The organism is Rhodococcus sp. T2V, assembly GCF_029269925.1.
Classification (GTDB): domain Bacteria; phylum Actinomycetota; class Actinomycetes; order Mycobacteriales; family Mycobacteriaceae; genus Rhodococcus_F; species Rhodococcus_F koreensis.
Window position 1 is genome coordinate 1 of record NZ_JARJBD010000113.1, and the last position, 21,340, is coordinate 21,340.

Genomic DNA, 21,340 nt, shown 5'->3' on the forward strand with positions numbered 1-21,340 from the left:
CGAACATCACAAAACTTGACTCAATAATCTGGCTACGCCGCTTTTAGCTACCTAGGCGGCACCGAGGTCCTTCTGCGCGTCACCTTGTCCTATTTCATCGAGCCCAACCCGTCGAATCGTGGTTGGACCGGTCGATACCTCTACCCTTCGCACGGCCTACGCTTCGCAGTCCGCCGCCCCGAAGGCAACGTCGACCCATTCCGGCTCCGGATCAACGCTCGCGCACGTGAAAACGGTGAATGCCTCTCAAACTGGCCACCGAAAAGGGCTGGTTGTTCGGCTCCAACCAGCAACAGTCGTCGGGCTCGCTTCACACCGATATTTGGAAGGGCTCTGCTGCAGCGCTGGCGAGCAAGGAGGCGATCGCCGTGTATCCGGTCGCGGGATGGTGGAAGAACCGGCGCGCCTACGACCAAAGCGACCGCGGGGTGAATTATTCACTTGTGGTCAGTATCGAATAACCCACAGTCGAGGTTGATCTCTGGACTCCAGTAGCACAGCAATAGGTATGCCGTGTCACGTCATTAGGACGAATCCCTTTCCACGGATCGTCTGGAGGGCGGAGGGAGCGTGGATGGTGGCGAGTTTGCGGCGGATCGACCAGATGTAGGCGTTGAGGACGTTGGTGGTGGAGTCGCAGGTGATTCCCCAGATGACCATCAGAAGGTGGTGGCGGTGGACGATGTTGCCGCGGTTGCGGAGGAGTACGGCGAGGATTTTGCGTTCGGTTTCGGTGACGTCGGCGCGCAGTCCGTTGTTGACGATTGTGTTGGTGCGTGTGCAGAGCGTGAGGGTGGGGTCGAGGTGCCCAGGGAGGAGGTGTGTTCTTCGGTCCAGTTGGGTGCGGCGGGTTATGGATCGGATCCAGGCTATGAGTTCGTTTACACCTCTCGAGGGATCGAGTACATGGTCGGCGCCGGCGTCGAGGAGCGCGACTCGGTCTTCTGCAGTTGATTGGCTGATGATCACGAGGCCGCCGGTGAACCGGGTTGCGCGCAGCGCCTCGATGATGTCCCTTCCCCGATGGTCGATCGCGCGGACGTCGACAACTTCGATGGAGGGAGGGATGTCGGGGCTGTTGAGTTGTTGTGTGATGAGGCGATCGGCGACGGCGTCGATGAGCACGATGCATGCCGGGGTGGTGGGTGATGCCGGGGTCGGAGGCATGGTCGGCTCCTGGTGGAGAGGGTCGACGATCGTCGGCGACGCGTCACGGAGTTGTGTGCGTGTGGGCAGGGATGGCAGTCTCGTTGCCGATGTTTTCGAGCCGTGCCGCACGGGGCAGACCGATATCCTCCCATGCGTTGTCGCTGGTTTCCAGCGCCGATGATGATCAATTTCGTACCCCCACGGGCGTGTGGCGCATATCGTACGGCGGGCATGGCCCGACGAGGTGAGTCTCTGGCGTGCCGCGCTCGACCCTGCCGGGCCTGATTGTCCTGCGATGGGGCTGTGACCTGGAGCGACGGCATGTCCCCGGTTCGTGATGGGTGGGTGCCCGGCGATTTGGTGGGGCAGTGTCGGCGCGCGCGGGGTGTCGGTTTCGTCCGCTTTGAGCGGTCCTTGAAAGTTGTCGATTTACAGTATGTTTGGGTAATCAATTGGTAAGTTTGCGTGTTTCGTGCACAAACTTCAGTGCGTAAAGGTTCGTAATCTGTTTGTTCGTCAAACTATTCGAACCGACCCGGCACCCTCGGGTGCCGCGCCAGCCCCCGTTACGGGCGGTGTCCTTACGGACCCACGTCCGTAGCGTCTCGCCACTGATGCCCGCGCGACCGCGTCTTTCCTGAATTCCTCCGTGTACAGAGACTGGCGTCCCACATCGACATCCCTCCTGGCTCTCCTGGAACCATTGTCCGCGGAGTCCACTCCAATGGGGCGGGCTCAATACCCTCCATCCGCACTTCTCACTGTGAGGACGAAACTCCGCTGCTTTCCGAGAACTACTCAGGCCCGGGCCGGTTTATCAACCGGCTCCGGGCCTGAGTCGCTGGTACAGCCTGACGGGTTCAGTTCGGTTTCACCCGGCCGCGACGGCGATGTGGGGTGAGACCCGCAGCGCGTTGGCTGCGATGGTCAGCGCGGGGTTGAGCGCCGCCGACGACGGGAAGAACGACCCGTCCACCACCCACAGGTTGTGGATGTCGTGACTGCGGCAGTTCGGGTCGAGGACACTCGCCGCCGGATCGGTACCGGCGACCGCGGTTCCGCACATGTGCGAGTTCGTCGCGATCCCCATCCGTTCGGTGAGGATGATCGGGTACCCCGCCCTGCGGACCGCCGCGGAGACCCGGCGGACCAGTTCACGGTGCGGCGCAGTGTTGTTGGGCGTCCAGTCGACGATGATGCGGTCGCCGTCGACCCGGACCCGGTTGCTGCGCGCCGGGAGATCCTCCGTGGTGAGGTAGATGTCGAGGCTGCGATCCACCACCGTCTTCAGCGCCCACATCGGGGCCCAGGGCCGTGCGCCCTTCACGTGCGCGGCCTGCAGTTTGCCGAGCATCTGCAGATTGCCGAGCGGGAACTCGTTGTCCGGGCCGGCGACGTACCAGTCGTTGATGCCCAGTGTCTTCTGCCACGCGGTCGTGTTGGTCCGGAACGGGTTGACGCCCATGAAGAACGTGCTGTTGTGCACCATGTAGTTCCGGCCCAGCAGTCCCGACGAGTTGCCGAGACCGTCCGGGTTCCGTTCGTCGGCCGAGCGGAGCAGCAGTGCCGCGGTGTTGACCGCGCCCGCAGAGACCACGAACTGGTTGGCGGTGATCCGGATCGTGCGACCACGGAACGCGGCCTCCGCGGCGACGATTCGCGTGCCCTTCGCGTCGGTGAGCAGGCGCGTCACCTTGGCCTCGGTGAGCAGGCGCACGCGCTCCGATTCGAGGGCGGGGCGCAGTGCGCGGTTCTCCGCTTCGCTCTTGTGGTCGGTCTGCGACGGGGTGCCGTCCGACGCGGTCGACTGCCGGCGATGCTCCTGCGTCGTCAGGTTCATGCCGTTCGGCGTGTGGAACGGGTGCAGACCCTGCCCCCGCAGCGAGGAGGCGAAACGCTCGATCGTCGGCTCGTGCGGCAGCGGCGGCAACGGGTACGGAGACGACCGCGGCGGTTCCGTCGGATCCTCGCCGTCGCTGCCGTGCACCTGGTAGAGACGCTCCGCTTCGGCGTAGAACGGTTCGAGGTCGGCGTAGCTGAACGGCCACTTCGGTGAGATGCCGTCGTAGTGCTGCGTCTCCTCGAAATCCGTGACGCGGAAGCGGGGGAGGCTGCCGCCGTAGAACTTCGTGTTGCCGCCCACCCAGTAGTACACACCGGGCTGGAACGGCTCACCGTTGCTGCCGTCGAACCACGGTTCGGCGGTCTTGTACCGGCCCTCGAGGAACATCTCCGCGGCCTGCGAGTTCTCCACCTCGCGGGGGAGGAACCGGCCGCGTTCGACGACCAGGACGTCGACGTCCCGATCCCGGAGCGCCCACGCCAGGGTCGAACCACCCATCCCGGACCCGACGACCACGACATCGGCCGTGACCGTGTCGGAGTCGCCCACCTCGACCACCGCGCCCTCGCGCAGTGGTGAATACGCGTCGATCTGATCGTGGCCCGAGGTTCTCACAGGTGCTGTTCCTTGGCTCGGGTCGTCCAGTACTCGTCCTGACGTTCGTCGTCGATGTACGCGGGGACGGGGAAGTCCCACCACCCGGGAACCCACGGTCCGGCGGCGTCACGATCCGTCGGGATCTCGATCAGGGCAGGCGCTTTCGAATCGAAGGCCTTCCGGTACGTGCTCTCGAGGTCGGCAGGGTCGTCCACCCGGAACGATTCGAGGCCGAACGACTGGCCGAGCGCCTTGAAGTCGGGGCTGTATGGGGTGCCGTCGGGGCGGTTGAATTCGGTACCGATGTGCCGGCTGGTCTGCTTGCGCTGGCCGCCGCGAATGGACATGAAGCCGGCGTTGTCCTGGACCACGAACACGACCGGAATGTCGTGCTGCACGCAGACACCGATCTCCTGCGACGTCATGAGGAAGTCGCCGTCACCGAGCACACACGCGACCTGACGGTCGGGGGCGGCGAGCTTGGCGCCGATCGCGGCGGGCACCGCCCAGCCCATCGACGAGAATCCGCCGGAGGTGAGGTGCGTGCGCGGGTGATACACCGGGAACGTCTGCTTCACGGCGCCCTGGGTGTTGCCGGAGCCGGCGACGATGATGCCGTCCCGCTCCATCACCGACCGCAGGCCACCGAGGGGACGTTGCGAGGTGAACGGGAACCGGTCGGAGTCGCGTCGGCCTGCGAGTTTGGCCTCCCATTCCGCCTTCAGCTGTTCGAGTTCGGCGAGGTATTCGGAGCGGTCGGCGCTGCTGCGGGGGAGGGATGCGACGATCGCGGCGACGGTCGGCTTGGCGTCGGCGACGATGCCGACCTCGGCCGGGTAGTTCTTGCCGATCTCGTGTGGGTCGATGTCGATGTGGATGAGCTTCGCCGGCGGAATCGAGAACGTCACTCCCTGCGCGTAGCTGGAGGAGGACCAGTCGGTGAACCGGCATCCGATGGAGATCACCACGTCGGCGCCAGAGGCGACGGCGTTGCCGACGATCGTGCCGGTCTGGCCGACGCTGCCCGCGAACAGTGCGTGGTCCTCGGGGAACGCGCCCTTGCCGTTCCACGTGGTGACCACGGGGATCTGCCATGCCTCGGCGAGGGCGAGCACCTCGTCGGCCGAGTCGGACGTGATGGCGCCGCCGCCGACGACGATCACCGGGCGGCGCGAGTCACGGAGCACGTCGACGGCCTTGTCGATCGCCAGCGGGTCGGGCTGCTGCAGGCCGACCGGCAGCCGTCGGGTGAGGTCGTGGAGCGAGACGTCGGCGGCCTCGGCCTGCACGTCCATCGGCACCTCGATGTGCGCAGGCCCCGGGCGGCCGGTCAGCATGGTGCTGAACGCGCGGTGCATGATGAACGGCAGTTCCTCCACGCGGGTGGCGACCCAGCTGCGCTTCGACACCGCGTCGGTGACCTGCGGAAAGCCGTTGTCGGTGTGCCGCTCGAGTTCCTGGAGCAGACCGCGCCCGCGCATGTGGGTGGGCGGCCCGCCGGTGATACACAGCAGACTCGTCGAGTCGCTGTACGCGGTCGCGAGACCGAGCACGGTGTTCGCGGCGCCCGCCCCGATCGACGCCACCGCGGCCATCGGCTTACCGGACACCCGGTAGTAGCCGTCCGCGAGGTGCGTGGCGCTCTGCTCGTGGTAGACCTGGATGAACGGGATCTCGGACCCCTTCTCCAGGAACGCATCGGTGAGCGACCAGATGCCGTGGCCGGGAATGCCGGTGACGTACTCGACGCCGTACTGCTTCAGGACCTGGGCGACCACCTGCCCGCCGGTCAATTTCGCCATGATCGTGTCTCCTTGCTGTGTCAGTTCGCTACGCGGGCGGCGTAGCGCAGGCCCTGCTTGGTCAGCCGGCGCACGTTCGGCTCCGACAGGTCGGCCGGGGTGTGGCCGATCGAGTGGTAGAAGATGCGGCCGGCGCCCCACTGGCGCACCCACGCCACCGGGCTGCGCAGTCCCTCCAGCCAGGGCAGGTGCTCGCCGCTGAACTCGGTCTCCGCGAGGACCCGGTTGTTCGGGTCGACGTGCATGTAGTACTGCTCGGACGCGACGGCGAAGTCCTCGACACCCGCGGTCACCTCGTGCTCGCGATCGGTGATGCTCACCTTGTACGGCTGCGGGAAGGCTTCTCCCGCAGGGTGTTCGACGAAGTCGCCGCCGAGGAGGAAGTGGTACTTCAGGCTCGCCCGGAACGCGGCGGCGGCGCCGTGCCACGCCGCGACCCCGGTTCCGGCCGCGACGGCGTCGAGCAGGTTCTTCTCCTGCGAATCGCTCAGGTCTTCGGTGGTGAGCGCGTTGTTCCAGCCGAGCACGATCAGGTCGTATCCGGTCAGGTCGCGGTCGAGGGTGAAGATGTCCTGCGACTCCTCGACCTGGTAGTTCAGCTCGGAGAACAGTTCGCGTGCCCATGCGGCGATGTCGTACGGATGGTGGCCGGGCCAGCCGCCGTAGAGGTAGAGGACCTTGGTCATGAGAGCTCCCGTGGATGGTGAAACCGGAATGGTGAAAAGCAGATGGTGAAACGATTAACTTATGGTGGTGAATCGTATCACCGGATGGAGCGCTGTCAATGGGTGATGCCGAGGGGAGCGTCGGGAGCGCCCGACCGCGGACTAGGATCGGGCTTCGCCACCTTGTGCGCTTCGGTGTGCAACGGCCGGTTGTGGCCGATGAACGCCGACGAGGGAGTACCACGTGGTCACGATGAAAGACGTCGCGAAAGCGGCCGGAGTATCGGTCGCCACCGTCTCCTACGCCTTCAGCAAATCATCGAAGGTCTCTGCAACACAACGGGAACGCATCTACTCCGTGGCCGCGGACCTCGGCTACGCCGGGCCGAACATCGCCGGGAGCAGCCTGCGGTCGGGGCGGATCGGCGCGGTCGGCGTGATCGTGCCCGACTCCCCGGTGCAAGCGCTGGAGGATCCGTCCGTGACCCTGCTGATGAAGGGCATCGCGGAAATCGGGAACTCCGCCGACATCGCCCTCACCCTGTTCCCGGCCTCCCGCGGTGGCTCGCCGGACTCGCCCCCGAATTCGCTGGTCCTGCGTGGACTCGTGGACGGTGTGGTCATCCACAACGTCCCGGACGGTCATCCCCTGGTCGAGGCGATCATCGCGCGGGGCATCCCGGCCGTCGTGGTCGATTCGCCGAGAAGCGCGGGACTGCCGTTCGTGGCCATCGACGACCGGAACGGCGCCTATCTCCAGATGGACCACATCCTGAAACTGGGCCATCGGCGCATCGGGATCATCGTCGACAAACTCGGCCAGAATTCCGACTGCCGGATGGTCACGGCGGACGACGTCGGTGCGGCGACCGAGCGCAACGCACGCGAACGCCTCGCCGGCTATTTCGACGCGGCCCGCGACCATCACCTTCCGGTGGAGGAACTGTCCATCGTGGTGGCGGGCAACATCGACAGCGACTCCGGTGCCGAGGCCACCCGGATCCTGCTCGACGCCGCACAGCCCACCGCGCTCGTGGCGACGTCCGACGTGCACGCGGTGGCGGCGTGGCAGGTGCTGCGCGAGCGCGGGCTGTCGGTCCCGGACGACATGTCCGTCATCGGTTTCGACGACGCGCCCGTCGCAGAACTTCTCGGTCTCAGCACGATTCATCAGCCGATCGTCGAGAAGGGGCGTGCGTCCGCGACGATCCTGCTCGATCGACTGGGTGGCGGCACCCGCACGCGATCGTTGATGAAGACGTCACTGGTCGTGCGCGCCAGCACCGCCCGGTTGCGGGAATCGTGACGATGCTCCGGTTCGGCCGGGCCTGATCGCGCATGATGGGTCGATGACGAATGCGGTGCCACGACTGGGCGTGACGTTCATCCCGACGATCGAACCCGAGCGGTTGAGAGACTTCGCGCGGGTGGCCGAGAGCAGCGGCCTCGACGAGATCTGGTTGTGGGAAGACTGTTTCAAGGAGAGCGGCGTTGCGTCGGCGGCCGCGGCGCTCGCATGGACGGAACGAATCCACGTCGGCGTCGGGTTGATGCCCGTCCCGCTGCGTAACGTCGCGCTCACCGCGATGGAGATCGCCACGATGGCCCGGTTGTTTCCGGGCCGGGTCATCGCGGGTGTCGGACACGGGGTGCAGGACTGGATGGAGCAGGTGGGTGCCCGGGCCGGGTCGCCGATGACCCTGCTCGCGGAGTACTCGGTGGCGCTGCGGGCGCTGCTCGACGGCGAGTCGGTGAGCACCCGGGGGCGGTACGTACGGCTCGACGACGTGACACTGGACTGGCCCCCGGCCGAGCGAGTGCCGCTGATGCTCGGGGGCGAAGGCCCCAAGACGATCCGCCTGGCGGCGCGGCTGGGTGACGGCAACCTCCTCCCGTCCGCGGTCGGCGACGACGACATCCGCCGGACCCGCGACCTGATCGCGGAGGAGATCGGCGGCGACCGGGCCGCCTCGCATCACGTCGTTGTTCCGAAGATCGCCGCCACCGGCGACGGTGCGCAGCGACGGGTGGATGCGGAACTGGCGCGGTGGGAGAAACCGGCCGACGCGGGAATCGGGGTTGCGGGAGACGCGGCCACCATCGCCGCGGAGGTGCGCAGACTCGCCGGTCTGGGTGCGACGTCCGTGGTGATCACGCCGACCGAGGACGAACCGGATCTGCTGGGATTCGTCGAATTCGTCGGCCGGGACGTCACACCGCTGCTCGCTGGGTGATCGAGCGGTTCGATCTCCAACTCCGCATGCCGGGCGGTCGTTTCCGTGGGACGGTGGACGGGTAGCCGGCCGGTGCGGCGGAGTCGACGAGATGACGACGGAGGACCATGAACCCCGAGATCCATCACGAGCCCAGCGAGATCAGCTACGACGAGCAGTTCTATCCGGCGCGTCCGCGGCCGTTGAAACCGTCGGTCCGCCGCGCGGCCAGGGTGGATGCGCAGTCGGGTGAGCCGGTGCCGGACAACCCGAAGTACGTGGAGTGGCTGATCAACCAGTCGATCCTGCACGATGCGAAGTTGATCGCGGAGCAGTTGTCCGGCAAGGGCAGCATGTGGCAGAACCCGTATGCCGACCCCGATCCGCGGGCCGCGGTGGAGCGGGGTTCGGTGTGGTTTACGGCGTACCCGATCTCGATCATCACGGCGCCCGGCGCGAGTTTCCTGAGTTCGCTCGGCGACGAGTCGCTGTGGCAGGCGTTCTCCGAGATCGGGGTGACAGCGGTGCACACGGGGCCGGTGAAGCAGGCCGGTGGGATCGACGGGTGGCGGGCCACGCCCTCGGTGGACGGCCACTTCGACCGCATCAGCATGCAGATCGACTCGGCGTTCGGGACGGAGGAGGAGTTCCGGAAGCTCTGCGTCGTCGCCGCAGCGTACGACGGCATCGTCATCGACGACATCGTCCCCGGTCACACGGGTAAGGGCGCCGACTTCCGGCTCGCCGAGATGGCGCACGCCGACTATCCGGGCATCTATCACATGGTGGAGATCGAACAGCAGGACTGGCACCTGCTTCCCCGCGTGCCGGACGGGCGGGACGCGGTGAACATCGACGCCGACACCGAGGCGCAACTCGCCCGCGCGGGGTACATCATCGGGCAACTCCAGCGGGTCATCTTCTACGAACTCGGGGTGAAGGAGACCAACTGGAGTGTCACACCCGCGGTGATGGGGGTGGACGGCGTCGAGCGCAGGTGGGTGTATCTGCACTATTTCAAGGCGGGGCAGCCGTCGATCAACTGGCTCGATCCGTCGTTCGCGGGCATGCGCCTCGTCATCGGCGACGCCTGCCATTCCATCGCGGACCTCGGCGCAGGGGCGCTCCGCCTGGACGCCAACGGTTTCCTCGGGGTGGAACGCCGCACCGAGGGGCTTCCCGGCTGGTCGGAGGGGCACCCGCTGTCGGAGGCGGCGAATCACCTCATCGCCAGCATCGTCCGGAAGATGGGCGGATTCACGTTCCAGGAGTTGAACCTCACCATCGACGACATCAAGGCGATGGGCACGACCGGCGCCGACCTGTCGTACGACTTCATCAATCGCCCCGCCTACCACCATGCGCTGGTCATGGGGAACACCGAATTCCTCCGGTTGACGATGAACCTCGCCCGCGATCACGGCGTCGACGCGGCTTCGCTCGTCCACGCTCTGCAGAACCACGACGAGCTGACGTTCGAGCTGGTCCATTTCGCGACGCTGCACAAGGACGACGAGTTCGACTACGGCGGCGAGTCCGTCACCGGGTCGGACCTCGGTGACCGCATCCGCAAGGACCTGTGCGAGCGGCTCACCGGGCGGTGGGCGCCATACAACCGCACGTTCACCACGAACGGGATCGCCTGCACGACAGCCAGTGTCATCACCGCCGCGCTGGGCATTCGCGACCTCGACCGGATGGACGCCGCCGACATCGACACCGTCAAGCAGGCCCACCTGTTGCTGGCGATGTTCAACGCACTTCAGCCGGGAGTCTTCGCACTGTCGGGCTGGGACCTGTGCGGGTTGCTTCCGGTGCCGTCCGAGGATGTCGCCGATCTCCTCGCGGAGGGAGACACCCGCTGGATCAACCGGGGTGCGCACGACCTGATGGGCGTCAACCCGGACGCCGAGCGGTCGGAGTCGGGCATTCCCCGCGGGCACAGTCTGTACGGGAGTCTGCCTGTGCAACTGCAGGATCCGGCGTCCTTCGCGCGCCGGCTGGCCCGCATCATCGACGTCCGGAACCGATTCGGCATCGCCACCGCCGTCCAGCTCGACGTGCCGACCGTGTCGCACAAGGGGCTGCTCGTGATGGTCCACGAACTGGCGGACGCGAGTCTGGAGGTCACGGTCCTCAACTTCACGTCCGAGGAGATCGCCGCGACCGTCCAGTCGCAGTTCCTGCCGGCGGGCTCTCCTGCGGTCAACTTGTTCACCGACGAACAGATCGGCGCCGTGGACGAGCTGCACAGTTTCCCGATCACCCTCGCGCCGTACGAGGGCGTGCCCGTCGTCGTGCGACCGGAATCGGCATGATGCGGGTCTTGACTCGGACAACACTTATCGGAGTAAACTCGGATATGACTTATCCGAGTAAAGGAGAGAAGACGTGAAGATCGTCATTTTCGGAAACGGATTGATCGGACGGCAGGTCGCGGCCACGCTCGGCGAGACCGGGCACGACGTCGTGGCACTCGGCCGCGGCGACGGAATCGACACGACCACCGGCAAGGGCGTCGCGGAGGCCGTCGCGGGAGCCGACGCGGTGGTGGACCTGACCAACTCGCCGTCGAAGGGCGGACGACGACGTCCTGGCGTTCTTCCGGGACTCGACGAAGCACATGCTCGCCGCCGAGGAGGCCGCCGGTGTGAGGCACCATGTGGTCCTGTCCATCGTCGGCGCCGACCGGCTTCCCGACTCCGGGTACATGCGGGCCAAGGTCGCGCAGGAAGACGTGGTCAAGGCGGGCCCGGTGCCCTACTCGATCGTGCGATCGACCCAGTTCTTCGAGTTCATCGCGGGCATCGCCGACGCCGGGACCGTCGGCGACACGGTGCACGCGACGCCGGCGCACCTGCAGCCCATCGCCTCGCGTGACGTCGTGTCCCGGGTGGCGGAGGTCGCCGCCGGCGCCCCCTTGAACGGCACCGTCGAGATCGCCGGTCCCGAGCCGCTGGGCATCGACGAACTGGTGCGCCGGCTGTTCGCGTCGACCGGCGACAAGCGGTCCGTGACGACCGATCCCGCCGCCGGCTACTTCGGTGCGCAACTCGACGACGCGGCGATCACGCCGACACCCGGCGCCGGCGCCTGGATCGCCCCGACCACCCTGGACGAATGGTTGCGCAAATAGGGTCGTGAGCATGAAGATTTCCGGTGGTGTGGAGTGGTCGCTCCACTGCTGCGTCGTGCTCAGCCAGGCCGAGGGTCCGGTGCCGACCGCGCGGCTGGCAGACCTGCACGGGGTGTCGAAGTCCTATCTCGCCAAGCACCTGCAGTCGCTGGCACGGGCCGGTCTCGTCCACCCGACCGAGGGCCGCGACGGCGGGTACGTCCTCACCCGCGCCCCCGGCGACATCACGGTGCTCGACGTCGTGCAGGCGGTCGACGGCGATGCGCCGGCATTTCGGTGCACCGAGATCCGCCAGCAGGGGCTGCTCGCGGCGCCACCGGAACAGTGCACGGCCCCCTGCGGCATCGCGAAGGTCATGGCCGACGCGGAGCGTGCGTGGCGGGGCACGCTGACGAGTGTGACGATCGCCGATCTGGCGGCGACGCTGGACGTCACCGTTCTCAAAGCGACACTGGAGGCCTTCGGATAGCTGCTCGATCCGCGGTCCCTGTTGCCCCGGAGTGTGACCGCGGCGAAGACTGAAGATCATGGCCGGCACACGGGGCGATGCCGAGTACCACCGGCTGCGGACCCCACGGGCCGCAGCCGTCGCCGGTGTCGTCTTCGGTGTCCTGTTCGCCTCCAGCATCGTCCTGCTGCGCAGCGCACTGCCGGGCGCCGCGGGCACCCCGTGGGAGAGCCACCAGACGCAGATCACGACGGCGCTGGTCCTCGCGCCCTTCGCGGGCATCGCGTTCCTGTGGTTCATCGGGGTCGTTCGCGACCGGCTCGGAGACCTCGAAGACCGATTCTTCTCGACCGTCTTCCTGGGGAGTGGGCTGTTGTTCCTCGCGACGACCTTCGTGTCGATGGCCCTCGCCGGTGGAATGCTCGCCATATCCCGGCTGCCGACCGCTCCGCAGAACGACCTCGTCTATTTCGGTCGCGAGGTGATGTTGCATGTGAACAACGTGTACGGAGTTCGCATGGCCGGGGTGTTCATGATCTCGCTGGGGACCATCTGGCTCCGCACCGGGCTGATGCCGCGATGGCTGGCCGTCGCCACCTACGTGCTGTCACTCACGCTCCTGGTGGTCGTCAGCTTCAGTCTCTGGGTGACGCTGGTGTTTCCGGCGTGGGTGATGGTGATCAGCGTGTACATCCTGGCCGTGGACCGACCGGCGTCGGTGCCGCCGGACTGACGCAAGTCGGCGGCACGAGGTTCTCACCCGGCGCGGGTGATGTGGCGGGAACGTCCCGCGAGCATCGTCAGGACTGCGATTCCCCCGATGATGCGAGGAGAGACAGATGACGGACCCGAAGCCGAACATCCTGGTCATCTGGGGCGACGACATCGGAATCACCAATCTCAGCTGCTACAGCGACGGACTGATGGGGTACCGCACGCCGAACATCGACCGTCTCGCCGACGAAGGCATGAAGTTCACCGACTCCTACGGGGAGCAGAGCTGCACCGCGGGCCGGGCGTCGTTCATCACCGGGCAGAGCGTGTACCGGACCGGCATGAGCAAGGTCGGGATCCCGGGAGTCGACGTCGGATTGTCGCCCGAAGACCCCACCATCGCCGAGCTGCTCAAGCCCCTCGGATACGCCACCGGACAATTCGGAAAGAACCATCTCGGCGACCTGAACAAGTATCTGCCGACCGTCCACGGTTTCGACGAGTTCTTCGGCAACCTCTACCACCTCAACGCGGAGGAAGAACCCGAGCTCCCCGACTATCCCAGTGCGCAGGACTATCCCAAACTGCACGAGGTGATGATGCCGCGCGGCGTCCTCCATTGCTGGGCCACCGAGGAGGATGCCGGCGAGGTCGATCCGCGGTACGGGCCGCTCGGGAAGCAGCGAATCGAGGACACGGGGCCGCTGACCAAGAAGCGCATGGAGACCATCGACGACGAGACCGTTTCCGCGGCAATCGACTTCATCACGCGGCAGAAGGAGGCGGACACCCCGTTCTTCGTGTGGATGAACACCACGCACATGCACCTGCGGACGCACACGAAGCCGGAAAGCATCGGTCAGGCGGGGCACTGGCAGTCGCCGTACCACGACACCATGATCGATCACGACAAGCACGTCGGCCAGTTGCTGGACGCCGTCGACGAACTGGGTCTCGCCGAGAACACCATCGTCATCTACAGCACCGACAACGGCCCGCACGCGAACACGTGGCCGGACGGCGCGACCACCCCGTTCCGCAGCGAGAAGGACACCAACTGGGAGGGGGCGTTCCGCGTCCCGGAAGTGATCCGATGGCCGGGCAAGATCCCCGCCGGGGTGGTCTCCAACGAGATCGTTCAGCACCACGACTGGCTGCCCACCTTCCTCGCCGCCGCGGGTGCACCCGAGGTCGTCGAGCAACTGAAGAGCGGTTACGACGCCGGCGACAAGAGGTTCACGGCGCACATCGACGGCTACAACCTGCTCCCGTACCTCACCGGTGAGGTCGAGAAGTCCCCGCGACGGGGAATGGTCTATTTCTCCGACGACTGCGACGTGCTGGGCATCCGCTTCGACAACTGGAAGATCGTGTTCATGGAGCAGCGGTCGCAGGGCACCCTCGGACTGTGGGCGGAGCCGTTCACTCCACTGCGGCTACCGAAACTGTTCAACCTGCGCACCGACCCGTTCGAGCGGGCCGACATCACGTCGAACACCTACTGGGACTGGTTCCTCGACCACGACTACATCGCCATCTACGGAACGGTCATCACCACTCAGTTCCTCGAAACGTTCAAGGAGTTCCCGCCGAGGCAGGAGCCGGCGAGCTTCACGATCGACCATGCGGTGGCGAAGCTGCACGCCTTCCTGGCGAAGGATTGACCGGGATGGGAGCCGGTCTGGGTGGTTCCTGGGCGGACGGATCGTCGCGGTCCGCGATCGAGGACTTCGTCGGACGGGTAACGGCCCGGGGGCCGGACTTCGTCGAGCCTGCGGACCGGGTGGCCGTCTTCGACAACGATGGCACACTGTGGTGCGAGAAGCCGATGCCGATCCAACTCGACTTCACGATCCGGCGCTTGGCGGAGATGGCCGCCGCCGATCCCGATCTGCAGCAGACGCAGCCCTGGCAGGCCGCGCACGAGCACGACCCGACATGGCTCGGCGCCGCGATGGTCAAGCATTATCACGGCGACGACGCGGATCTGAAGCTGTTGATGGGTGCGATCACCCGGGCGTTCGACGAGGTCAGCGTCGAGGACTACGACGCCCGCGTGACCGCATTCTTCGACGGGGCGGACCATCCGACGCTCGGTCGACCGTACCGGGGCTGCGGATACGCACCGATGGTCGAGCTGCTGCGCTACCTGGAGGCGAACGAATTCACGATCTACATCGCGTCCGGCGGTGACCGGGACTTCATGCGCCCGATCGCGGGGCAGCTCTACGGGGTGCCGCCGGAACGGATCATCGGCAGCGCACTCGGCCTCTCCTACCGCGCGGAGGAGGGCCGGACGGAGCTGCTCTACAAGGCGGCAATGGATTTCTTCGACGACGGACCGGAGAAACCGGTCCGGATCTGGAGCAGGATCGGGCGTCGGCCGATCCTGTCGGTCGGCAACTCCAACGGCGACCTGCCGATGCTGGCGTTCTCCGGGCTACCCGGCCGCCCGTCCCTGCGGGTGCTGATCCTGCACGACGACGCCGATCGCGAATTCGACTACGTCGCTGGCGCCGAGCAGGCCCTCGAAGAGGCACGAGCGCACAACTGGACCGTGGTAAGCATGAAGAACGATTGGACGAGCGTCTTCTCGCCGGCCGTCACCTGAGCAGTCGGAAGGGGAGACTTCGTGGACACCGTGACCGTTTCCGACGTCCGTCGCATCCCCGCCCAGACGTTCACCATGGGCTCGGATCGGCACTACCCGGAAGAGGGTCCGGCGCATCGGGTGGCGGTCGACGCGTTCGCTATCGAGGCGTACCCGGTCACCAACGAACAGTTCGCGGCGTTCGTGCGGGACACCGGCTACGTCACGGTCGCCGAGCGTCCGCTGGACCCCGACGACTTTCCGGGGGCTCCCGCGGAGAATCTGCAACCCGGATCGATGGCGTTCACCCCCACCCGCGGGCCGGTCGATCTCCGTCACCTGAGCCAGTGGTGGACCTGGACGGTCGGCGCGTCCTGGCAGCGCCCCACCGGACCCGCGTCGACCCTCGCCGGCCGCGAACGACATCCCGTCGTCCACGTCGCCCACGAGGACGCCGCCGCGTACGCACAGTGGGCCGGACGGTCCCTCCCCACCGAGGCGCAGTGGGAGGCCGCGGCGCGCGGCGGTCTCGACCAGGCCGAATTCACCTGGGGCGACACCCCGGACGCCGAGTCTCCGCCGCCGGCGAACTACTGGCACGGGGACTTCCCGTGGCGCGCCGACCCGGGGTACGGCACCACGACCGCCGTCGGTAGCTATCGGCCCAACGACTACGGTCTGTTCGACATGGCGGGAAACGTGTGGGAGTGGACCGACGACTGGTACGCCGATCGGCACGACGACACCGCGCAGTCGTGCTGTGCGCCACGCAATCCGCGTGGGCCCGGCATGGCGGAGAGCTTCGACCCGCGTCAACCCCAGTTCCGGGTTCCGCGGCGGGTGATCAAGGGTGGATCGTTCCTCTGCGCCGACAGCTACTGCCGCCGATACCGGCCCGCGGCGCGGCGGCCGCAGATGGTCGACACCGGGATGAGCCACATCGGATTCCGCTGCGTCGAGGCCGTGCCCATATCAGAGTAGGCCCGGGTCAGAGTAGGACCAGCACGGCGAGGAGCGCGAGCAGTGTGACGACGCTGGAGGTGACGACGGCGGCGAACGTCGCCGGCGCGAATACCCCGGATTCGATCTGCCTGCTGATGACCCGGTATCGGTAGGTGCCGTAGGCGGATACCAGCAGGCCCGCGCCGATCAGGATGAACCCGGCGGCAATGGCGTGGTCGCCGCGGTGCGGGGCGAACTTCGCCACCGCCACACCGAGCGCGGCGACACTGATGCCGGTGCGATGCCACGCGAGATAGGTGCGCTCGTTCGCGAGGTGGTCGCGTGCGGTGCTGCCCGTGTTCGGCTGGGTGGGGCCGAAGATGTCGCGACTCATGTGCCGCCGCCCAGGAATCCGATCTCCGCCAGGCTCGACTGGAACCCGGATTCGACCGGGGACAGTCCGGAGATCCACACGAGGACGCGGGTGGTGGGTGCGGGTGTCCGGGCGGCGATCCGGGTGACTCCGGGCGCGAGCGTGGCGGCGCCGAGCAACTGGGTGTGGCCGATGCCGGCCCAGGCGGCGGGCGCGGTCCGGATCTCGACCCTGGTGCCCGGCGTCGGTGATTCGATCCAGACGGTCCGCAGATCGACGGGCTTGGGGAACGACACGATCAGACCCACGCCGCCCTTCGTCGGCGGCAGTTGCTGCGGGTAGCGGTCGGTGGCCCAGAATGTTGCCGGGTTCGCGTCGACCGCGAGCGACGCCCTCGTCCCGTTGTCCGGGAAGTGCTGGGGGGAGTAGACGGTCGCGGACGACGGGATCAGCGGTACCGGATCGGGTTCCGGTGCGGGCGCGATCTCGCTGAGCGTGCTGTCCGCGACGGCCGCGGGTGGTGCGTCCGACGCGGTGAACGAGGTGCCGATCGCCCACCCGGCGGCGCCGAGGGCGACGACCACGGCGAGCGCGGCGCTCATCGCGGGAAGCGGCGCCCTCGGTCGGGCCGACCGGTCGTCGGCCTTCGGGCGGAGCTTCTTCTTCGGGGCGAACGCGGGAGCCGACCGAGCCCGTGCGTCGGCCAGCATCCGGTCGAGGGCGTCGACCACCGCCTGCGCGGTGTCCATCCCGGGTCGCCGGGTGAGGGCGTTGACGGCCACGTCGGACAGTCGCCGGGGAATCGTGGGCCGCACCCGATGTGGCGGGACGACGGAACCGTCACCCCGACGACCGGCGGGGGGCAGTCCGGCCGCGTGGGTCTCGCCGGACGAAGGCAGCGGCCACGTCCCGAGCAACAGTGCGTACAGCAGCGCGCCGAGGCCGGCGACGTCGTCGGCCGTGCTCGCCGCGGCGAGGGTAGCGGGGAAGGCGAGGACCGCGAGTCCTTCCCGGGAGATCCGCACCCGGTTGGGATGATCGAGTGAGATGCGGGCACCGAAATGGTGCGCGTCCGCGGTGGCGGCGGCGAGGTCGCGCACGATGCGCGCGGCGTCCAACGGCCGAGGAACCGTGTGCGCGATATCCGCGAGCCGCCATCCGGGCGTCCATTCCGCGACCACGGCGATCCGGTCGCCGACCGCCGCGATGTCGTAGACCTGCGCGATCCGCCCCTCGTGGCTGAAGCTGGTGCCGGTGGTGTTCCGGCAGAACCGCGCCACCGGATCCGGACGGGTGTCGGTGTCGCGGAGGTGCGCCGAGTCGACGAGGCTCAGCGAGACGTCCCTGCACAGTTCGGTGTCGTGCGCGTGCCACCACTGCACCCAGTCGGGTGCGGCGAATCGTCCGAGGAGTGTGTATCGAGTGGCGACGACCATGCCCGGGGCGAACGGATCCCGGTCCTGCGGCGAATGCGGCGGGACCCCGGACACCGGCATTGCTGTCATCTACTCTCCCGGGCTCTCCCCGATCCCGAAAACTTCTGTCAGGCAACTGTCACCCGGCAGCAGAGCAGATGTTCGCAGCACCGGGCCCAGTTCTGATCATCCTCGGATGCAGCGCGAATCGGGTGCTTTTCGGCCGACCTAGCCGAGGACGTGTTCTGCGTACCGTGCGACCGCGAGCACGAGGTCGTCCGAATGCCGGGGGCCGATGATCTGCAGGCCCACCGGCAGACCCGCCGCGGTGCGACCGACCGGGATGCTGATCGCCGGCTGCTGGGTCAGGTTGAACGGGTACGTGAACGGCGTCCACTGCGGCCAGCCGGTGAGATCGCTGCCCGGCGGCACGTCGTACCCCGCCTCGAAAGCCGGAATGGGGACGGTGGGAGTGAGCAGGACGTTGTGCGTCAGATGGAATTTTCCCATCGTGATGCCGATGTCCGCGGCGACCGCGCGAGCGTCGAGATACTCGACCGCGCTGAACTTCTCGCCTCGTTCCCAGACCTTGCCGAGGCCCGGGTCGACCTTGTCGCGTGCCCCCTCCGGGAAATTCTTCAGCATGGCGGCGGCCCCGGCCGCCCACAACAGTTCGAAGGCGTCGATCGGATCGTCGAACCCGGGGTCGGCGGCGGTGACCGGCAGGCCCGCCGCGTCGATGGCCTGCACCGCCCGGTCGACGATCGCCCGGACCTCGGGATCGACGGTCACGTAGCCGAGTGTGGGGGAGTACGCGACGCCGAGTCCGACCACGTCGCGGCCGATTTCGCCGCGGAAGGTGGTCGGGGACGGCGCGAGCGACGTCGGGTCGCGCGGGTCGGGCAGCGCCAGGATGTCCATCAGCAGCGCCGCGTCCTCGACCGTGCGGGTGATCGGGCCGGCGTGCGCCAGCGGCCCGAACGGGCTCGCCGGGAACAGGGGGATCCGACCGTGGGTGGGCTTGAAACCGACGACGCCGCAGAACGACGCGGGGATCCGCACACTGCCGCCGCCGTCGGTGCCGACGGAGCAGGGGCCGAGACCCGCGGCGACCGCCGCGGCACTGCCGCCCGAGGAACCACCGGCCGTCTTGGTCGGGTCGGCGGGGTTGCGGGTGATCCCGCACAGGGCGCTGTCGGTGACGGCCTTCCAGGCGATCTCGGGGGTCGTGGTCTTGCCGAGGAACACCATCCCGTCCTCGCGCAGCCGGGCGGCCACGGGACTGTCGACGTCCCACGGCTGGTCCTCGTCGACGGCCTGCGATCCGCGGAGCGTCGGCCAGCCGTCGGTGAGGAAGATGTCCTTGATGGAGATCGGGACGCCGTCGAGCAGTCCCTTGGAGTAGCCGGTGTTCCAGCGCTCCTCGGACTTCCGGGCCTGCGCGAGCGCCCGCTCCTCGTCGACGAGGCAGTAGGAGTTGATGGCGCGATCACGCTCGGTGATGGCGTCGAGCATCGCCTGCGTCGCCTCCACCGGTGAAAGTTCTCCGGACGAGTAGGCCGTGACCAGTTCGACGGCGGTCATGTCGGTGGGATTCATGAGAACTCCTTCAGCCTGGACGTTCGGGCCCTGTCATCATCGGCTCGGTACGTACCCGAGGTGCTTGTCAACTACGTTCTCGAGCGGGTACCCCGTCACCCAGCGTTCGAAATTGTCGGTGAACACGGTGACGAGGTCGTCGCGCCAGCCCGCGAAGTCGCCCGAATTGTGGGGCGTGATCGACACGTTCGGCATGTCCCAGAGTGGATGGTCCGCGGGGAGCGGTTCCGTGTCGAACACGTCGAGCGCGGCGCCCGCGATCGTTCCCGCGCGCAGCGCCGCGACGAGGTCGTCGGTGCGCACGAGCTCACCACGTCCCACATTGACGAACCGGGCGCCCGGCTTCATCGCGGCGAACGTCGTATCGCGGAACAGGTGACGGGTCTGCTCGGTGAGCGGGGCCACCGCGATCACGTAATCGGCGGCCGCGAGTTGCTCCGGGAGATCTGCGGTGGCGGTGACCGTCCCGAAGTCGGGATCGGCGTCGCGGGCGGTGCGACCCGAACCGCTGACCTTCATCCCCGCGGCGCGGAGAAGCCGGGCGGTGGCGCGGCCGATGGGTCCGGTGCCGACGATCAGGGCGGTGCGGCCCGAGATCCGCTCGGATTCACGGTGCTGCCACGTGTGGGACTGCTGCAGTCGCAGCGAACCCGGCAGATCCTTCGCGAAGGAGAGGATCTGGGCGAGCACGTACTCGGCGATCGCGCCGTCGAACACGCCCCGGGAGTTGGTGATCGTGACGTCGCTGTCGCGGGCCTCGGGGAACATGACGGGATCGACGCCGGCCGCGGCGATGTGCAGCCACTGCAGGGAACCGGCGGCATGCCACGCTCCGGGCACCGCGTCGGTGAGGAAGTCGTAGAGAAACAGCACGTCCGCGCCGTCGAGGGCGTCGCTCAACCCCGCCTTGCCGGTGAAGCGAACTTCGGCACGGGACGCGACCGGTGCCATGAGTTCGTCGCTCGGCAGAACGTGGGCATGTAGCACCGCGACGATCGGGTTCCGACTCACGTTGACACCGTAAGAGTAACTCGTATGATTGTCAACAATCTGAAAATGCTCGGGCGCGGCCGAATCGAAGGTGAGGCCTGGTGTTGGAACTGAACATTCCCGAATTCGAGGGGCCGATCGCGCAACGGGGAATTGGCATCATCGCCCCGTTCGACCTGGCGCTCGAACGTGAACTGTGGCGTTGGGCTCCCCTCGAGGTGAGCCTGCATCTGGCGCGCACACCGTACGAACCCGTGCCCGTCAGCCTGGAGATGGCCGAACTCGTGTCCGAGCGAAGACACCTCATGGCGGCCACGCGCGACGTCCTGCACGTCGAGCCGGAGGTCGTGGCGTATCTGTGCACGTCGGGAAGTTTCATCAAGGGCCTCGAATACGAGCGGACGCTGTGCGACGCGATCTGCGAGGCCGGCGCCCTGCACGCGGTCACCACGTCCGGGGCGCTGGTCGAGGCGATCGAACACCTCGAGCTGAGCAGGCTGTCGGTGATCACGCCGTACGACGCCCCGCTGACCGAACGGTTGCACGCGTTCCTGAACGAGGCCGGCACCGAGGTGGTGCGCTCCGATCACCTCGGGCTCGGCGGCGGCATCTGGAAGGTCAACTACCGCACGATCGCCGAGCGGATCATCGCGGCGGACGACCCCCGGTCGGAGGCGATCTTCGTCAGCTGTACGAACCTGCCGACCTACGACGTCATCGCCCCGCTCGAGCAGGAACTCGGCAAACCGGTCCTCACCGCCAACCAGCTCACGATCTGGGCCTGTCTGGGCCGGATGAAACTCCCCATGACGGGGCCCGGCAAGTGGCTCCGCAACGTCTTCTGACACACCCTCACTACACGGA

Annotated in this window: 18 protein-coding genes and 1 pseudogene; 11 read left to right on the top strand and 8 right to left on the bottom strand. The window is 67.3% G+C overall.

Features of this window, described 5'->3' with window-relative positions; translation table 11 throughout:
• The first annotated feature begins 239 nt into the window (after positions 1-239).
• Positions 240-461: a hypothetical protein gene (locus P3H15_RS46560; RefSeq protein ID WP_276143521.1), complete on the top strand. Its 222-nt coding sequence runs from the start codon at positions 240-242 to the stop codon at positions 459-461.
• Positions 462-516: 55 nt separating this feature from the next.
• Here P3H15_RS46560 and P3H15_RS46565 read toward each other — a convergent pair whose 3' ends face one another.
• From P3H15_RS46565 to P3H15_RS46580, 4 genes are all read right to left on the bottom strand, one after another.
• Entirely contained in the window at positions 517-1,167 is a 651-nt protein-coding gene (locus tag P3H15_RS46565; RefSeq protein WP_276143522.1) for a response regulator transcription factor, read from the bottom strand.
• 853 nt (positions 1,168-2,020) lie between these two features.
• A complete protein-coding gene (locus P3H15_RS46570) occupies positions 2,021-3,607 on the bottom strand; it encodes a GMC oxidoreductase (protein WP_276143523.1) in 1,587 nt (528 codons plus the stop codon).
• Entirely contained in the window at positions 3,604-5,391 is a 1,788-nt protein-coding gene (locus P3H15_RS46575) for a thiamine pyrophosphate-binding protein (protein ID WP_276143524.1), read from the bottom strand. The genes P3H15_RS46570 and P3H15_RS46575 overlap by 4 nt, the downstream gene beginning before the upstream one ends.
• A 20-nt stretch (positions 5,392-5,411) precedes the next feature.
• Entirely contained in the window at positions 5,412-6,077 is a 666-nt protein-coding gene (locus P3H15_RS46580; protein ID WP_276143525.1) for a ThuA domain-containing protein, read from the bottom strand.
• Positions 6,078-6,300: 223 nt separating this feature from the next.
• Here P3H15_RS46580 and P3H15_RS46585 point away from each other — a divergent pair, with 223 nt between their 5' ends.
• From P3H15_RS46585 to P3H15_RS46625, 9 genes and pseudogenes are all read left to right on the top strand, one after another.
• Positions 6,301-7,362 carry a LacI family DNA-binding transcriptional regulator gene (locus P3H15_RS46585; RefSeq protein WP_276143526.1) on the top strand — a complete coding sequence of 354 codons (1,062 nt, stop codon included), beginning with the start codon at positions 6,301-6,303 and terminating at the stop codon, positions 7,360-7,362.
• 43 nt (positions 7,363-7,405) lie between these two features.
• The gene (locus P3H15_RS46590; protein ID WP_276143527.1) at positions 7,406-8,290 is read left to right on the top strand and encodes an LLM class flavin-dependent oxidoreductase; all 885 of its coding nucleotides are present in this window, start codon (positions 7,406-7,408) and stop codon (positions 8,288-8,290) included.
• A 107-nt stretch (positions 8,291-8,397) separates the two neighbouring features.
• Complete coding sequence (gene treS / locus P3H15_RS46595) at positions 8,398-10,587, top strand: maltose alpha-D-glucosyltransferase (protein ID WP_276143528.1); 2,190 nt, start codon at positions 8,398-8,400, stop codon at positions 10,585-10,587.
• A 73-nt stretch (positions 10,588-10,660) separates the two neighbouring features.
• Positions 10,661-11,405: pseudogene (locus P3H15_RS46600) on the top strand (SDR family oxidoreductase).
• A gap of 10 nt (positions 11,406-11,415) precedes the next feature.
• A complete protein-coding gene (locus P3H15_RS46605; protein WP_276143529.1) occupies positions 11,416-11,874 on the top strand; it encodes an Rrf2 family transcriptional regulator in 459 nt (152 codons plus the stop codon).
• Positions 11,875-11,932: 58 nt separating this feature from the next.
• A complete protein-coding gene (locus tag P3H15_RS46610) occupies positions 11,933-12,586 on the top strand; it encodes a hypothetical protein (RefSeq protein WP_276143530.1) in 654 nt (217 codons plus the stop codon).
• Between the two features lie 106 nt (positions 12,587-12,692).
• The gene (locus tag P3H15_RS46615) at positions 12,693-14,231 is read left to right on the top strand and encodes an arylsulfatase (RefSeq protein WP_276143531.1); all 1,539 of its coding nucleotides are present in this window, start codon (positions 12,693-12,695) and stop codon (positions 14,229-14,231) included.
• A gap of 5 nt (positions 14,232-14,236) precedes the next feature.
• Positions 14,237-15,178: an HAD family phosphatase gene (locus P3H15_RS46620; protein WP_276143532.1), complete on the top strand. Its 942-nt coding sequence runs from the start codon at positions 14,237-14,239 to the stop codon at positions 15,176-15,178.
• 75 nt (positions 15,179-15,253) lie between these two features.
• Complete coding sequence (locus P3H15_RS46625) at positions 15,254-16,138, top strand: formylglycine-generating enzyme family protein (protein ID WP_276143543.1); 885 nt, start codon at positions 15,254-15,256, stop codon at positions 16,136-16,138.
• A 7-nt stretch (positions 16,139-16,145) separates the two neighbouring features.
• On the opposite strand, the gene P3H15_RS46630 is transcribed toward P3H15_RS46625, so the two are convergent.
• The 4 genes from P3H15_RS46630 to P3H15_RS46645 form a co-directional block, all read right to left on the bottom strand.
• Positions 16,146-16,493 carry a YidH family protein gene (locus P3H15_RS46630; RefSeq protein WP_095863124.1) on the bottom strand — a complete coding sequence of 116 codons (348 nt, stop codon included), beginning with the start codon at positions 16,491-16,493 and terminating at the stop codon, positions 16,146-16,148.
• Positions 16,490-17,977: a hypothetical protein gene (locus P3H15_RS46635; protein WP_276143533.1), complete on the bottom strand. Its 1,488-nt coding sequence runs from the start codon at positions 17,975-17,977 to the stop codon at positions 16,490-16,492. The genes P3H15_RS46630 and P3H15_RS46635 overlap by 4 nt, the downstream gene beginning before the upstream one ends.
• Before the next feature lie 138 nt (positions 17,978-18,115).
• Positions 18,116-19,486 carry an amidase gene (locus P3H15_RS46640; protein WP_276143534.1) on the bottom strand — a complete coding sequence of 457 codons (1,371 nt, stop codon included), beginning with the start codon at positions 19,484-19,486 and terminating at the stop codon, positions 18,116-18,118.
• Between the two features lie 36 nt (positions 19,487-19,522).
• On the bottom strand, positions 19,523-20,497 hold the full coding sequence (locus P3H15_RS46645; RefSeq protein ID WP_276143535.1) for a D-2-hydroxyacid dehydrogenase: 975 nt from the start codon (positions 20,495-20,497) through the stop codon (positions 19,523-19,525).
• Between the two features lie 83 nt (positions 20,498-20,580).
• Between P3H15_RS46645 and P3H15_RS46650 the strand changes: the two genes are divergently transcribed.
• Positions 20,581-21,321, top strand: coding sequence for an Asp/Glu/hydantoin racemase (locus tag P3H15_RS46650; RefSeq protein ID WP_072939552.1), 741 nt, complete (start codon positions 20,581-20,583; stop codon positions 21,319-21,321).
• The last annotated feature ends 19 nt before the right edge of the window (positions 21,322-21,340 follow it).

What these genes read in the sequence shown, in the direction of transcription:
- P3H15_RS46560 (WP_276143521.1), top strand. Translation starts at nt 240, where the DNA reads ATGCCTCTCAAACTGGCCACCGAAAAGGGCTGGTTGTTCGGCTCCAAC.
- P3H15_RS46565 (WP_276143522.1), bottom strand. Translation starts at nt 1,167, where the DNA reads ATGCCTCCGACCCCGGCATCACCCACCACCCCGGCATGCATCGTGCTC.
- P3H15_RS46575 (WP_276143524.1), bottom strand. Translation starts at nt 5,391, where the DNA reads ATGGCGAAATTGACCGGCGGGCAGGTGGTCGCCCAGGTCCTGAAGCAG.
- P3H15_RS46580 (WP_276143525.1), bottom strand. Translation starts at nt 6,077, where the DNA reads ATGACCAAGGTCCTCTACCTCTACGGCGGCTGGCCCGGCCACCATCCG.
- P3H15_RS46590 (WP_276143527.1), top strand. Translation starts at nt 7,406, where the DNA reads ATGACGAATGCGGTGCCACGACTGGGCGTGACGTTCATCCCGACGATC.
- treS (WP_276143528.1), top strand. Translation starts at nt 8,398, where the DNA reads ATGAACCCCGAGATCCATCACGAGCCCAGCGAGATCAGCTACGACGAG.
- P3H15_RS46605 (WP_276143529.1), top strand. Translation starts at nt 11,416, where the DNA reads ATGAAGATTTCCGGTGGTGTGGAGTGGTCGCTCCACTGCTGCGTCGTG.
- P3H15_RS46610 (WP_276143530.1), top strand. Translation starts at nt 11,933, where the DNA reads ATGGCCGGCACACGGGGCGATGCCGAGTACCACCGGCTGCGGACCCCA.
- P3H15_RS46615 (WP_276143531.1), top strand. Translation starts at nt 12,693, where the DNA reads ATGACGGACCCGAAGCCGAACATCCTGGTCATCTGGGGCGACGACATC.
- P3H15_RS46620 (WP_276143532.1), top strand. Translation starts at nt 14,237, where the DNA reads ATGGGAGCCGGTCTGGGTGGTTCCTGGGCGGACGGATCGTCGCGGTCC.
- P3H15_RS46625 (WP_276143543.1), top strand. Translation starts at nt 15,254, where the DNA reads ATGGGCTCGGATCGGCACTACCCGGAAGAGGGTCCGGCGCATCGGGTG.
- P3H15_RS46630 (WP_095863124.1), bottom strand. Translation starts at nt 16,493, where the DNA reads ATGAGTCGCGACATCTTCGGCCCCACCCAGCCGAACACGGGCAGCACC.
- P3H15_RS46635 (WP_276143533.1), bottom strand. Translation starts at nt 17,977, where the DNA reads ATGACAGCAATGCCGGTGTCCGGGGTCCCGCCGCATTCGCCGCAGGAC.
- P3H15_RS46640 (WP_276143534.1), bottom strand. Translation starts at nt 19,486, where the DNA reads ATGAATCCCACCGACATGACCGCCGTCGAACTGGTCACGGCCTACTCG.